At 70.5% G+C, this 12,981-nt stretch carries 10 protein-coding genes; 3 read left to right on the top strand and 7 right to left on the bottom strand.

What is annotated here, in order from left to right:
- Nucleotides 1-264: 264 nt before the first annotated feature.
- From EST54_RS23890 to pgsA, 3 genes are read right to left on the bottom strand one after another with little or no spacing between them, the layout of a single operon-like run.
- On the bottom strand, nucleotides 265-1,431 hold the full coding sequence (locus EST54_RS23890; protein ID WP_129249775.1) for a glycosyltransferase family 4 protein: 1,167 nt from the start codon (nucleotides 1,429-1,431) through the stop codon (nucleotides 265-267).
- On the bottom strand, nucleotides 1,428-2,402 hold the full coding sequence (locus EST54_RS23885; protein WP_129249774.1) for a phosphatidylinositol mannoside acyltransferase: 975 nt from the start codon (nucleotides 2,400-2,402) through the stop codon (nucleotides 1,428-1,430). The genes EST54_RS23890 and EST54_RS23885 overlap by 4 nt, the downstream gene beginning before the upstream one ends.
- Before the next feature lie 49 nt (nucleotides 2,403-2,451).
- Complete coding sequence (pgsA, locus tag EST54_RS23880) at nucleotides 2,452-3,111, bottom strand: phosphatidylinositol phosphate synthase (protein ID WP_129249773.1); 660 nt, start codon at nucleotides 3,109-3,111, stop codon at nucleotides 2,452-2,454.
- Nucleotides 3,112-3,378: 267 nt separating this feature from the next.
- Between pgsA and EST54_RS23875 the strand changes: the two genes are divergently transcribed.
- Together EST54_RS23875 and EST54_RS23870 are read left to right on the top strand one after the other, a co-directional pair.
- Entirely contained in the window at nucleotides 3,379-5,577 is a 2,199-nt protein-coding gene (locus EST54_RS23875; protein ID WP_129249772.1) for an elongation factor G-like protein EF-G2, read from the top strand.
- Nucleotides 5,578-5,763: 186 nt separating this feature from the next.
- Entirely contained in the window at nucleotides 5,764-7,443 is a 1,680-nt protein-coding gene (locus EST54_RS23870; RefSeq protein WP_167511604.1) for a hypothetical protein, read from the top strand.
- Between the two features lie 121 nt (nucleotides 7,444-7,564).
- On the opposite strand, the gene EST54_RS23865 is transcribed toward EST54_RS23870, so the two are convergent.
- The 3 genes from EST54_RS23865 to EST54_RS23855 form a co-directional block, all read right to left on the bottom strand.
- Nucleotides 7,565-8,773, bottom strand: a complete 1,209-nt coding sequence (locus EST54_RS23865; RefSeq protein ID WP_129249770.1) for a YncE family protein — start codon at nucleotides 8,771-8,773, stop codon at nucleotides 7,565-7,567.
- Nucleotides 8,773-9,570 carry a polysaccharide deacetylase family protein gene (locus EST54_RS23860; RefSeq protein ID WP_372448083.1) on the bottom strand — a complete coding sequence of 266 codons (798 nt, stop codon included), beginning with the start codon at nucleotides 9,568-9,570 and terminating at the stop codon, nucleotides 8,773-8,775. The genes EST54_RS23865 and EST54_RS23860 overlap by 1 nt, the downstream gene beginning before the upstream one ends.
- A 101-nt stretch (nucleotides 9,571-9,671) precedes the next feature.
- Nucleotides 9,672-10,229, bottom strand: coding sequence for an HIT family protein (locus tag EST54_RS23855; RefSeq protein ID WP_129249769.1), 558 nt, complete (start codon nucleotides 10,227-10,229; stop codon nucleotides 9,672-9,674).
- A 61-nt stretch (nucleotides 10,230-10,290) separates the two neighbouring features.
- On the opposite strand from EST54_RS23855, the gene EST54_RS23850 reads away from it, so the two are divergent.
- Nucleotides 10,291-10,938 carry a potassium channel family protein gene (locus EST54_RS23850; RefSeq protein WP_129249768.1) on the top strand — a complete coding sequence of 216 codons (648 nt, stop codon included), beginning with the start codon at nucleotides 10,291-10,293 and terminating at the stop codon, nucleotides 10,936-10,938.
- A gap of 52 nt (nucleotides 10,939-10,990) precedes the next feature.
- On the opposite strand, the gene thrS is transcribed toward EST54_RS23850, so the two are convergent.
- Nucleotides 10,991-12,973 carry a threonine--tRNA ligase gene (gene thrS, locus EST54_RS23845; protein WP_129249767.1) on the bottom strand — a complete coding sequence of 661 codons (1,983 nt, stop codon included), beginning with the start codon at nucleotides 12,971-12,973 and terminating at the stop codon, nucleotides 10,991-10,993.
- Between the last annotated feature and the right edge of the window lie 8 nt (nucleotides 12,974-12,981).

Genomic DNA, 12,981 nt, shown 5'->3' with positions numbered 1-12,981 from the left:
CAACGGGAGGGGACGGGCCGGAGCGGGTGGGTGTCCGGACGTAAAGCGAAGCAGTCCGGACACCCACCCGCGGAGGCCCGTCACCGCACCCGACAACACACCGCCCGCCGCAGGCGCAACGGCGAGAAACACCCACGGCGGGACAGCCGACAACGTACGGCCGCGCCGCAAAGCGCAGCGGAGGGGCGCAACGGCGAGCGCACCGCGCAGCGGGCGACAAACGGCGAGCAACACCCACGGCGGGAAAGACAAAAACGTGGGAAGTCAGTCCTTCGCCACGCGCCGCCGCGCTCGCAGGCCGATGCGTTCGTCGGTGGCCACCGAGGCGGCCCCCGCCCCGGTGGTGACCGTTTCGTAGACGGCGAGGATGTCGGCGCCGACAGTGGACCAGTCGAAGCGGCGGACATGGCGGCTGCCGCGTTCGCGCAGTTCGGTGAGGCGGGCGGGATCGCCGAGGAGGCGGACCGCGGCGGCGGCAAGCGCGTCCGCGTCCTCGTTGGCGAACAGTTCCCCGGCCTCGCCCTGGTCCAGGACCTGGGCGAAGGCGTCCAGGTCGCTGGCCAGCACGGGTGCACCGGCCGACATCGCCTCGACAAGGATGATGCCGAAGGATTCACCGCCCGTGTTGGGCGCGACGTAGACATCGACGCTGCGCAGCAGCCGGGCCTTGTCCTCGTCGCTGACCATGCCGAGGAATTCGACCCGGGAGCGCATCTCGGCGGGCAGCGCGGCGACGGCCTCCTCCTCGTCGCCGCGTCCGGCGACCAGCAGCCGGGCGTCGGGGACCTCGGCGAGGATCGCGGGCAGCGCCTTCATCAGGACCGGCAGGCCCTTGCGCGGTTCGTCGATCCGGCCGATGAAGCCGATCGTGCGGCCCTGCCACTCCGCCTTGGGCTCGGCCGACGCGAAGAAGTCGACGTCCACGCCGTTGGGGATGACCACCGCATCGCCGCCGAGGTGTTCGACGAGGGTGCGGCGGGCGTATTCGCTCACCGCGATGCGTGCCCTGATCTTCTCCAGCGCGGGCTGCAGGATCGGGTAGGCCGCGATCATCGCCCGGGAGCGCGGGTTCGAGGTGTGGAAGGTCGCCACGATCGGGCCCTGGGCCGCCCAGCAGGTGAGCAGGCCCAGCGAGGGCGAGGCCGGTTCGTGGATGTGGATGACGTCGAAGGCGCCGTGCTGGAGCCAGCGGCGCACCCGGGCCGCGGAGAGCAGACCGAAGTTGAGGCGGGCGACCGAGCCGTTGTACGGGACCGGCACGGCGCGGCCGGCCGAGACGACGTACGGCGGCAGCGGGGTGTCGTCGTCCGCCGGGGCGAGGACGGAGACCTCGTGGCCGAGCCGGATGAGGTGGTCGGCCAGGTCCCGGATGTGGAACTGGACGCCTCCGGGGACGTCCCAGGCGTACGGGCAGACGATGCCGATCTTCACGCCTGCTCCGTTCCGGGGGCGGTGGCCCCGCCCGGTGTGCCGGGCCGCTCGCGCGGCTCCAGATCGGCGAGCCAGAGCCGCTGCAGCATGTGCCAGTCCTCGGGGTGGTCGGCGATGCCGGAGGCGAAGGCGTCGGCGAGCCTCTGGGTCATCTCGGCGGCCTTCTCGGTGCGGGTGCCGGTCTCCGGGACCTCGATCTCGGGGTGGACCCGGCCGCGCATGACGGGGGTGTCGTCGTACCAGAGGGTGACCGGCAGCAGCATGGCGCCGGTCTGTACGGCGAGCATCGCGGGACCGACCGGCATCTTCGTCGCCTCGCCGAAGAACTTGACCTCCATCCCCGAGCTGGACAGATCGCGGTCGGCGACCAGGCAGACCAGCCCGCCGTCGCGCAGCCGGCGGGCGAGCGTGCCGAAGGCGGCGCCGCCGGTGTGCGGGAGCACTTCCATGCCCAGGCCCTCGCGGTAGGCGACGAAGCGGTCGTAGAGGCTCTCGGGCTTGAGGCGTTCGGCGACGGTGGTGAAGGGGGTGTTGAGCTTGGTGGTGACCCAGACGCCCGCGAGGTCGTAATTGCCCATGTGCGGCAGGGCGAGGATGACGCCGCGGCCGGTCTTGAGCCCGTCCTCCAGGAGGTGGATGTCCTCGGCCGTGAAACCGTCCCTTATCCGCTCCCTGCTCCAGGCCGGCAGCCGGAAGGACTCCATCCAGTAGCGCATGTACGAGCGCAGCCCGGCCCGGGAGAGCTCGGCGAGGCGCTGCGGCGAGGCGTCCGGGACCACCCGGGCGAGGTTCGCCTCCAGGCGCAGGACGCCCTTGCCCCGGCGCTTCCAGACCGTGTCGGCGATCCGCCGCCCGAGCCGTACGGCAACCCCTTCGGGAAGCTTCTTGACCGTGCTCCAGCCCAGGCCGTAGAGCGCGTCGGTGAGCTTGCCGGGGTCGAATCCCGGCAGCCCGGTCCTGCGTGGGCTCACGCCGACACCTCGCTTCGCTCGGCCTCGCACCTCTCGATGATGTGCTCGCTCATGCGCTGTTCCCCCCTTGTGCGACGGCGGCGTCGGCCTCGGCCGACTCGCGGCGTACCGTCACCACACGCTGGCCCAGGGTGACGGCGCTTCCGATGCCGACGATCCACAGGGCGATCGGCAGCAGGATCCCGACTCCGGGCACCCCGAAGGCGTGCAGACCCGACAGGCCGCAGGCAACCAGCGTGATGACCAGCCGCTCGGCGCGCTCCACCAGGCCGTTGACGGCCACCGGCAGGCCGATGGCCTCGCCGCGGGCCTTGGTGTACGACACCACCTGTCCGCTGGCGAGGCAGAAGATCGCCATCGCACAGAGGGTGAGGCTGTCGCCACGGCCCGCGTACCAGAGGGCGAGCCCACCGAAGATCGCCGAGTCGGCGACGCGGTCGAGGGTGGAGTCGAGAAAGGCCCCCCAGCGGCTGGACCGGCCCAGCTGCCGTGCCATGTTGCCGTCGACCAGGTCGGAGAAGACGAACAGGGTGATGACGACCGTGCCCCAGAAGAACTCGCCCTGCGGGTAGAAGATCAGGGCGCCGGCCACCACGCCTCCGGTCCCGACGAGGGTGACCGCGTCCGGGCTGACGCCGATACGGATGAGCAGGGCGGCGAACGGCGTGAGAACACGCGTGAAGAAAGCACGCGCGTACTTGTTCAGCATGGCCTTCCCGGAGGTCGATACGGGCCGCGAGGTCAAGGGGCCACCGGCTGGCCCATCGTAGCCAGGCGGCCACGGGGCACCGCGAACGCATCGCGGCGCGGGGTGCATACCAGGGCTCGGGGTCGGCGGCGCGCGCCGCCGGGGCACGCCCGCGGGCCCCCGCCGGGGACCCTTGGGAGGGCTGGTTCCCTGCGCCACGTATGGACGCATGATGACCTCGGTGGAAAGCTCGAATCACCGCAAAGTGTCGACCTGGAGGCGAGACACATGAGCGAGAAAACGAGCACACACCCGGGAGCCGCCCGCAGGGCATCAACGGCCGGCCAGCCCACGGACCTGCGGAATGTGGTGCTGGTCGGCCACTCCGGATCGGGAAAGACCACTCTGGTCGAGGCCCTCGCGCTGGCGTCCGGCGCGGTCAATCGCGCGGGCCGCGTCGAGGACGGCGGCTGTCTTTCCGACTACGACGAGATCGAGCACCGCCAGCAACGTTCCGTACAGCTCTCCCTGGTCCCGGTGGACTGGGGCGGAATCAAGATCAATATCTTGGACACCCCCGGATACGCCGATTTCGTCGGGGAACTCAGGGCCGGTCTGCGCGCCGCGGACGCGGCCCTTTTCGTTGTCTCGGCGGCCGACGGCGTGGCCGGGGCGACCCGTATGGTCTGGGACGAGTGCGCGGCCGTCGGCATGCCGCGCGCGCTGGTCATCACGCACCTGGAGGCGTCCCGCGCCGACTTCGACGCGATGACCGAGCACTGCCGCGCCGCGTTCGGCGGCGACGACCCGGACGCCGTGCTCCCCCTCCACCTCCCGCTGTACGGGACACCCGGCGCCGACGGCCACGCCCCCGTACACGGCCTGATCGGGCTGCTCTCCCAGCGGGTCTACGACTACTCCTCCGGCGAGCGCACCGAACGCGCGCCCACGGCGGACGAGCTACCACGGATCGAGGCGGCCCGCGCACGGCTGATCGAGGGCATCATCGCCGAGAGCGAGGACGAGTCCCTCATGGACCGCTATCTCGGCGGCGAGGAGATGGACATCAAGACCCTCACCCGGGATCTGGAGACCGCGGTCGCCCGCGGCACCTTCCACCCCGTGCTGGCCGCGGCCCCGGCCCCCGAGGGCGCCCGGCACGGGCTGGGCACCCTGGAGCTGCTGGAGCTGATCACCGGCGGCTTCCCGACCCCGGTCGAGCGCGAGGCACCCGCCGTGACCAGCCCGGACGGCGCCCCGCGGGAGGCGCTGAGCTGCGATCCCGACGGTCCGCTCGCGGCCGAGGTGGTCAAGACCTCCTCCGACCCGTACGTCGGCCGGATCTCGCTCGTACGGGTCTTCTCCGGCACCCTGCGCCCGGACGAGACGGTGCACGTCTCCGGCCACGGGCTGGAGGACCGGGGGCACGAGGACCACGACGTCGACGAGCGGGTCGGCGCGCTGTCCGCCCCGTTCGGCAAGCAGCAGCGCCCGCTGCCACAGGCCATCGCCGGTGATCTGGCGTGTGTGGCGAAGCTGACCCGGGCCGAGACCGGCGACACCCTGTCCGACAAGGACAACCCGCTGCTGATGGAGCCCTGGACGATGCCCGACCCGCTGCTGCCGGTCGCCATCCAGGCCCACAGCAAGGCCGACGAGGACAAGCTCTCGCAGGGCCTGGCCCGGCTGGTCGCGGAGGATCCGACGATGCGCCTGGAACACCACCAGGACACCCATCAGGTGGTCCTGTGGTGCCTGGGCGAGGCGCATGTCGACGTGGCGCTGGAGCGGCTGCGGACCCGCTACGGCGTGCAGGTGGACACCGTCGCCCACAAGGTGTCGCTGCGGGAGACCTTCGCCGCCTCCTCGGCGGGCCGCGGGCGCCATGTGAAACAGTCCGGCGGGCACGGCCAGTTCGCGATCTGCGCGATCGAGGTCGAACCGCTGCCGGGCGGCTCCGGCATCGAGTTCGTGGACAAGGTCGTGGGCGGTGCGGTGCCCCGGCAGTTCATCCCGTCCGTGGAGAAGGGCGTACGCGCCCAGGCCGCGCGCGGGGTCGCCGCCGGGTATCCGCTCGTCGACATCCGCGTGACCCTGCTCGACGGCAAGGCGCACTCGGTCGACTCCTCGGACGCCGCCTTCCAGATGGCGGGCGCACTCGCGCTGCGCGAGGCCGCCGGCGACGTCCGGATCGACCTGCTCGAACCGGTGTCCGAGGTGAGCGTGATGGTTCCGGACGAATTCGTCGGCCAGGTGATGAGCGATCTGTCGGGGCGCCGCGGACGGGTCGTGGGCACCGAACAGTCGGGCGCGGGCCGCACGGTGGTGCGGGCCGAGGTGCCCGAGATCGAGATCGACCGCTACGCCATCGATCTGCGTTCCCTCTCGCACGGCACGGGGCGGTTCTCCCGCACCCACCTGCGGCATGAGCCGATGCCGCCGCAACTCGCCGACAAGTGGCGGGAACAGGCCGAGAACGGCGGATAGTCAACGGCCGGCCGGCCACCACGGCAGCCGCCGTCCCGCCCAACTCCCTTGGGCCGGGCGGCGGCTGTACGCTGAGTTCCTGCCGTTGTACGCACCGTCCGACGGCGCAGGAAGAGGTCACGGGCTCGACGACAGGCTCTCAGCAGGTGTGCCGTCAGCGGAAGTCGGGAAGAGCCGCATCATCAGATGCGTGCGGTGTGGGGGGCGGTAGTGGCAGACGGCTTTGACTTCAGCCCGGGAGCGCAGGTCCCGCTCTCGGGGAGCGCCGGGCAGACGGCGGCGACCCAGGCGCTGGCCTCGGCCGCCTACCGGGACTGCCTGCTCACCAAGATCTCCGATGCGGACTCCGAATCCGGCAAGTCCGAGATCAAGAAGCCGAAATTGTCGCTGTTCGCGCCCAACCTCGGCGAGGCGTTCTCGCGGGCGGTGCAGGTGCGGATGCTGGGCGGCGACCGCAAGCCGCTCATCCAGTCCTTCGGGACCGAGCCGCAGACCATCGTCGAGCACTGTCTGTCCGCCACCCGCATCCGCAAGCAGCGCGACATCAAACTGACGCTGCTGATGGTGCTGTTCGGGGTGCTGTTCCTGCCCGGTGTGCTGCTGTGGCTGGGCGTCTTCCAGCTGCGCAAGATGCTCTCCAAGGACGGCGCGGGCGCGGGCCTGTCCCTGCTCGGCGGGCTGTTGCTGACGGTGCTGGCCGGCCTCGGCCTGTTCTTCATGATCAAGCTGCCGCTCAACGGCTTCTGGCCGATGTACGGCCGCGCCATGATCGTCGCCCCGGTCATCGGCTGGTGGTGGGCCAAGCAGATCTGCGAGAAAACCGTGGTGGCCATGCGGGAGGCCTGGAAGGGTCTCCTGGAGGGCGGCGGGGTGGCCGCGAAGATCCCCGAGGCGGTGCCCCAGGACCCGAACCAGATCGCCGCCGAGACCCTCCGCCAGAATCTCGCCAAAATCTCCGCCGAGCAGAAGAGCAATGTCGTCTTCTACGCCGGCCCCAAGGGGATACTCGGCATGGGAACGCGCTGGGGCAGCTGGCAGCTCGCCGAGGAGCTGACGCCGGCGCCGGGAACCGCCGAGATCCACCCGTTCCGCAGCTGGGACGTCATCCGGGCCATCCACGACCGGCTGCGGCTGCTGGAGCGCAGTCCACTGCACACCGGCGGCTTCCCCACGCCGTCCGTCCGCCACTGGATCGTCTCCCCGGTCGGTGAGAAGGCCGGCGCCGTCAGCCGCCCCGAGGGCACGCATGTCGAGGCGTTCCAGATCCGCGGGCACGAGATAGAGCGGATCTGCAACGAGCAGCAGTTCGGCAGCGGCAACCGCCACTACCTCGGCGTCCAGTTCGTCCTGTGGGACGGGCAGCTGGTGATCACCCTGATGATCACCGTCACCGTGCTCCACGAGACGCTGCGCATCGAGGTGACCGGCCATGCCCTCGGCCCGGTCAACGGTCTGTTCACGACGAAACCGGAGCCCAAGACCAAGGACGTCGCCAAGGTCATCAAGTTCTGGGAGACCCGGACCCAGCACCTCCCGCTCATCGAGCCGCAGGAGGTGGTCCGGCTCACCGCCCGGGCCCCGCTGACGTGGTTCCCGCCGGTCCTGGACTTCCTCGGCGGCAAGCTGACCCTCCCCGAGCCGTTCGGCCTGCGCCACGTCTGGGCCGACAAGCCCTGGCGCCACCGCTTCATGGCCGATGACGCGCTGCGGGCCGCGACCCCGGTGCTGCGTACGGTCCATGCGGCCGCGATGGGCGTCCTGCAGGAGAACGGCGTGGACACCGAGCGCTTCACCAACCGCTCCCTGGTGCTCAGCGGCGCGATCCAGGGCGTGGAGCCGCAGAAGGCGGACGAGTACAACGCCTAGTGCGGACGAGTACCACGACTGGTCGGGTACGGCCGGGCCCCGGGCGGGGTCCGGCCGTACGCGCTCTGTCCGGGCATATGCGCGGGTCCGGCCGTACGCACCGGGTCCGGCCCGCACGCCGCTAGCGGAAGATGCCGGTGTGTCCCAGGGAGTACCGTCCCGGCTGCGGATAGACGGCCAGACCGTGCGGGCCCTGGCCGACCGGGATCTTCGCGAGGGTCTTGCCGGTATGGGCGTCCAGCGCATAGACCTCGGAGTGGTAACGGCCGGACAGCCACAGGACCTTGCCGTCGGTGGACAGGCCGCCCATGTCGGGGCTTCCGCCGCCGCGGATGTGCCACTTGTCGACGAGTTCGCCGGTCTTGAAGTCCAGCAGGGAGATGGAGCCCTCGCCCCGGTTGGAGATGTACATGTACCGCGAGTCGCGGCTGACGTAGAGGCCGTGTGCGCCCTTGCCGGTCGGCATCAGCCTCGGCCGGTCGAACCTGTCGCCATTCATGACCCAGATGCCGTCGGCCATCATGTCGGCGATGTACCAGGTCCTGCCGTCCGGGGAGATCTTGACGTCCTGTGGCATCGCCCCCTCGAACGGCAGCTTCTCCTGGCCGATGACCTTCATCTTCTCGGTGTCGACCTTGAGCAGTTCGCCGGAGAACTCACAGGAGACGATGAAGTACCGCCCGTCCGGCGAGAAGTCGGCGTGGTTGACGCCGGAGCAGGGCACCGGGAGCGCTTTGCGGACCTCCATGGTGTGCGGGTCGCGGAAGACCAGCTGCCGGTCCATCGAGGCCATCACGATCGCGTACTTCCCGTTGGGCGTGAAGTAGAGGTTGTACGGGTCGTGGACCCTGACGGGCTCGCCGGCCTTGCCGGTGGCGGGGTCGATCGGGGTGAGGTCGTGGCCCCGGTTGTTGTTGACCCAGAGGGTCTTCAGGTCCCAGGAGGGCACTACATGCTGCGGCTGGATGCCCACCGGAATGGTCTCGATGACCTTGTAGGTCTTCGGGTCGATGACGCTGACCGTGTCGGACCCGGTGTTGGGAACGTAGATCCGCGAGGGGAAGTCCTTGACCTGCGGGGACAACAGACCCGGCCGGTCCGCCGCGTAGAGGTCGTGGGCGTCCAGCAGCGGCGGCATCCCCGGGAGGCCGTTCCTGGCGGCCTTGAGCGGCACCCGTTCGACCGGCCGCTGACTGCGCGCGGAGGGTCCGGCCTGGTCACCGCCCCCGCAGCCCGCCGCCAGCAGCGCGGCCGCCACGGCGAGCAGAGCGGCGGCCCGGTGGCGCGCGCGCAGGATCCGGCGGTGGTGGGTACGGGTCCGGTCAGCCATCACGTCACTAGCTCCGTTGTCGTCACCGCGCGCAGACCGCGCCGGCGGAGGCCGTCGAGGATCGGGGGCAGCGCGGCCACCGTGCCGGCGTGCCCGAGGTGGAGGCTCACGACCGAGCCCGGTGCGACCGAGTCCAGGACCGTGCGCTGGACAGCCGGGGCACCGGGGTCGTCGGCATCGTGGGAGTCCACGTCGTAGGACAGGACATGCGGATAGCCGGCCTTGCGGGCCAGCCGGGTCACCAGATCCGTGGCCCGCTGGGCCTGTGAGGGGCGGAACCAGCTGCCGATGGTCCCGGTGAGGGCGCGCAGCCGGTCCGCGCACATGCTGATCTCGGCGTACGCCTCGGCGGCCGGCAGGGCGCAGATGTTGCGGTGGTGCATGGTGTGGTTGCCCAGCTCATGACCGCCGTCGAGCACCCGGCGGGCCATCGCGGGCTGCTCGTCGAGCCAGTCGCCGACGGCGAGCACGGTGACCCGGGCACCGGCCCGCTCGGCCTCGCCCAGCAGCGCCCTGGCCAGCGTGGGGTCGCCCCGGCCGTGGAAGGTCAGCGCGACCGCATGCCCGGTGCGCGGCCCGTGCGCGATCTCCACGGGCAGACCGGACGCCCGGGTCGGCGGCCGGGCGGCATGCGCCGGGGCGGGCACGGGATGGCTCTCCCCGGAAGGGCTCGCCCGGCGGGTGTGCCGGGCACCGGGGTCCTCGTCCCGGTCCGGGTCGCAGCCCGCCACGAGCGCGCCGGCGGCGGCCACCGAGGCGGCCGCGCGCAGCACGGAGCGGCGATCTAGGGAAGTCACCACCCCATTAGAGGGGCAATTAATCGGGATTAGGGCGATCTACCCGATTCGCCCTGGTGCGTGTCGCCTCGGACGCCGGTCCCGGATGAGGCGACACGGCCTTACGCGGGCCAGGCGGCGGCGAGCATCTCCCGTGTGTCGGCGAGGAGTTGGGGCAGCACCTTGGTGTGGCCGACCACCGGCATGAAGTTGGTGTCACCGCCCCAGCGCGGGACGACGTGCTGGTGGAGGTGGGCCGCGATGCCGGCGCCGGCGACCGTGCCCTGGTTCATCCCGATGTTGAAGCCGTGCGCCCCGGACGCGGTGCGCAGCGCGGTCATCGCCCGCTTGGTGAATTCGGCGAGCTCAGCGGTCTCCGGACCGTCCAGATCAGGGTAATCGGCGACGTGCCGGAACGGGACGATCATGAGGTGACCGCCGTTGTACGGGTACAGGTTCAGCACCGCGTAGACATGCTCACCGCGCGCGATCACGAGGCCGTCCTCGTCCGATTTCTCGGGGATCGTGCAGAACGGGCAGCCGTCGCCGGCGCCCGGGCCGGTCGGCTTGTTCTCCCCCTGGATGTAGGCCATCCGGTGGGGCGTCCACAGGCGCTGGAAGGCGTCCTGCGTCCCGACTCCGATCTGCTGCTCCGGCTCGCTTGTCATACGGGCCAGCATATTGCTTCGCCCATTGGCACCGTGTCGTTGGGGCGCCGGGCACCCCTCGCTCCGCGATGCTGTGCCGGTGGACAGGGAGCAGCGGCTGTGGGACTGGGAGCAGACCGCCCAGCCGTATCTCCTTGCCGCCTCGCTCCTCTTCCTCACCTCCTACTCGGTCCGGGTGCTGGTCCCCGACCTCTCCCCCGGCTGGCACGCCTGGTGGGAGCTGGTCACCCTCGTCACCTGGGGCTTCTTCATCGTCGAATATCTGGCGCGGCTGGCGCTCAGCAACGACCGCCGGCACTTTCTGCGCACCCGCTGGCTGGACCTGATCGTGACCGTGCTGCCGCTGCTGCGGCCGCTGCGGATCGTCGACATGCACGAGCGGATGCAGCGGCGCCGGGACCATCCGCGGCTCGCCCTCGAAGCGCGGGTGATGGCGTACACCGGGATCACCTCGCTGCTGCTGGGCTTCGCGGCCAGCCTGGCCGTCTACCACGACGAGCGCGCCGCCCCGGGCGCGAACATCCACACCTTCGGAGACGCGGTCTGGTGGGCCTGCTCGACCCTGACGACGACGGGGTACGGGGACGCCACCCCCGTCACCCCGCGCGGCCGGGTGGTCGCGGTGGTGCTGATGTTCGTCGGGGTGGCGCTGGTCGGCGCGGTGGTGGGCTCCTTCTCCTCCTGGCTGCTGCGCCGCTTCCGGCAGGAGGGCGAAACGTGACGGGGCCCCGGGGAGCGGATCGCTCTCCGGGGCCCCGCGCGCACCTACCGGGTCACACCTGGACGCGGCGCTCCACGACGTCCAGGATCTCGGCGATCGCCGCATCCCGCGGAATGCCGTTCTTCTGGGATCCGTCGCGGTAGCGGAAGGAGACCGCGCCCGCCTCCATGTCCTCGTCACCGGCGATGATCATGAACGGGACCTTGGACTTCTGTGCGTTGCGGATCTTCTTCTGCATCCGGTCCGACGAGGCGTCCACCTCGATCCGCAGCCCCTTGGCCTTCGCCTGCGCGGCGAACTCCTGGAGATACGGCACATGCGCGTCGCCGATCGGGATGCAGGTCGCCTGGACCGGCGCCAGCCAGGCCGGGAACACACCCGCGTAGTGCTCCAGCAGGACGCCGAAGAAGCGCTCGATCGAGCCGAACAGCGCGCGGTGCAGCATGACCGGCTGCTGCTTCGAGCCGTCCGCCGCGGTGTACTCCAGGCCGAACCGCTTGGGCTGGTTGAAGTCGACCTGCAGGGTCGACATCTGCCAGGACCGCCCGATCGCGTCCTTCGCCTGCACCGAGATCTTCGGGCCGTAGTACGCGGCGCCGCCCGGGTCCGGGACCAGCGGCAGGCCCTGCTTCTCGGCGGCCTGGCGCAGCGCCTCGGTGGCCTCCTCCCAGTCCTCGTCCGAGCCGATGAACTTGTCCGACTCCGGGTCGCGGGTGGACAGCTCCAGCTCGAATTCGTTCAAGCCGTAGTCGCGCAGCAGGTCGAGCACGAAGGTGAGGAGCGTGTCGAGCTCCTCGGGCATCTGCTCCTTGGTGCAGTAGATGTGCGAGTCGTCCTGGGTGAAGCCGCGGGAGCGGGTCAGGCCGTGCACGACGCCCGACTTCTCGTAGCGGTAGACCGTGCCGAACTCGAAGAGGCGCAGCGGCAGTTCACGGTAGGAGCGGCCGCGCGACTTGAAGATCAGGTTGTGCATCGGGCAGTTCATCGCCTTGAGGCGGTAGTTCTGCTCGTCGAACTCGATGGCCGGGAACATCGACTCGCCGTAGTGCGGCAGATGCCCGGAGATCTCGAAGAGTCGCTCCTTCGAGAGGTGCGGGGTGTTCACGAACTCGTAGCCGGAGGCCTCGTGCCGCTGGCGGGAGTAGTCCTCCATCACCTTGCGGACGACGCCGCCCTTGGGGTGGAAGACGGCGAGGCCCGGGCCGAGCTCCTCCGGGAAGGAGAACAGATCGAGCTCGGAACCCAGCTTGCGGTGGTCGCGCTTCTCGGCCTCGGCGAGGAACTCCAGGTGCGCCTTGAGCTCGTCCTTGGTCGGCCAGGCGGTGCCGTAGATCCGCTGCAGCTGCTTGTTCTTCTCGCTGCCGCGCCAGTACGCGGCGGCCGAGCGCATCAGCTTGAACGCGGGGATGACGCGGGTGCTGGGCAGGTGCGGTCCCCGGCACAGGTCCTTCCAGCACAGCTCGCCGGTCTTGCCGTCGAGGTTGTCGTAGATGGTCAGCTCGCCGGCGCCGACCTCGGCGGAGGCACCCTCGGCGGCGTCCGCGGCGGAGCCCTTGAGCCCGATCAGTTCGAGCTTGTACGGCTCGTCCGCCAGCTCCTCGCGCGCGGCGTCATCGCTGATCGCCCGGCGCGCGAACTTCTGCCCGCGCTTCTGGATCTCCTGCATCTTCTTCTCGATGCGCTTGAGATCGTCCGGGTGGAAGGGGGTCTCGACGTCGAAGTCGTAGTAGAAGCCGTCCTTGATGGGCGGCCCGATGCCGAGCTTCGCCTCCGGGAAGAGCTCCTGCACCGCCTGCGCCATCACATGCGCGGTGGAGTGCCGCAGGATGTTCAGACCGTCTTCGGAGGTGATCTCGACCGGCTCGACCGCGTCGCCGTCGGCGATCTCGTACGCCAGGTCCTTCAGCTGCCCGGCCACCCGCGCGGCGACGACGCTGCGCTCGCCCTGGAAGAGGTCGGCGGCCGTAGTCCCCGTGGTCACCACGCGTTCTTCCCGCTCGGAATCGCGTTGGACGGTCACACGGACGTCTGACACCGGTCTCT

Origin of the sequence: Streptomyces sioyaensis (genome assembly GCF_004122735.1) — a bacterium.
Taxonomy (GTDB): Bacteria; Actinomycetota; Actinomycetes; order Streptomycetales; family Streptomycetaceae; genus Streptomyces; species Streptomyces sioyaensis.
Note: the sequence above shows the minus strand (reverse complement) of the source record. Positions and strands in the feature narration are given on the sequence as shown.

Bases quoted from the DNA above. Each gene is read 5' to 3' on its own strand.
- pgsA (WP_129249773.1), bottom strand. From the start codon at position 3,111: ATGCTGAACAAGTACGCGCGTGCTTTCTTCACGCGTGTTCTCACGCCG.
- EST54_RS23875 (WP_129249772.1), top strand. From the start codon at position 3,379: ATGAGCGAGAAAACGAGCACACACCCGGGAGCCGCCCGCAGGGCATCA.
- EST54_RS23870 (WP_167511604.1), top strand. From the start codon at position 5,764: ATGCGTGCGGTGTGGGGGGCGGTAGTGGCAGACGGCTTTGACTTCAGC.
- EST54_RS23865 (WP_129249770.1), bottom strand. From the start codon at position 8,773: ATGGCTGACCGGACCCGTACCCACCACCGCCGGATCCTGCGCGCGCGC.
- EST54_RS23855 (WP_129249769.1), bottom strand. From the start codon at position 10,229: ATGCTGGCCCGTATGACAAGCGAGCCGGAGCAGCAGATCGGAGTCGGG.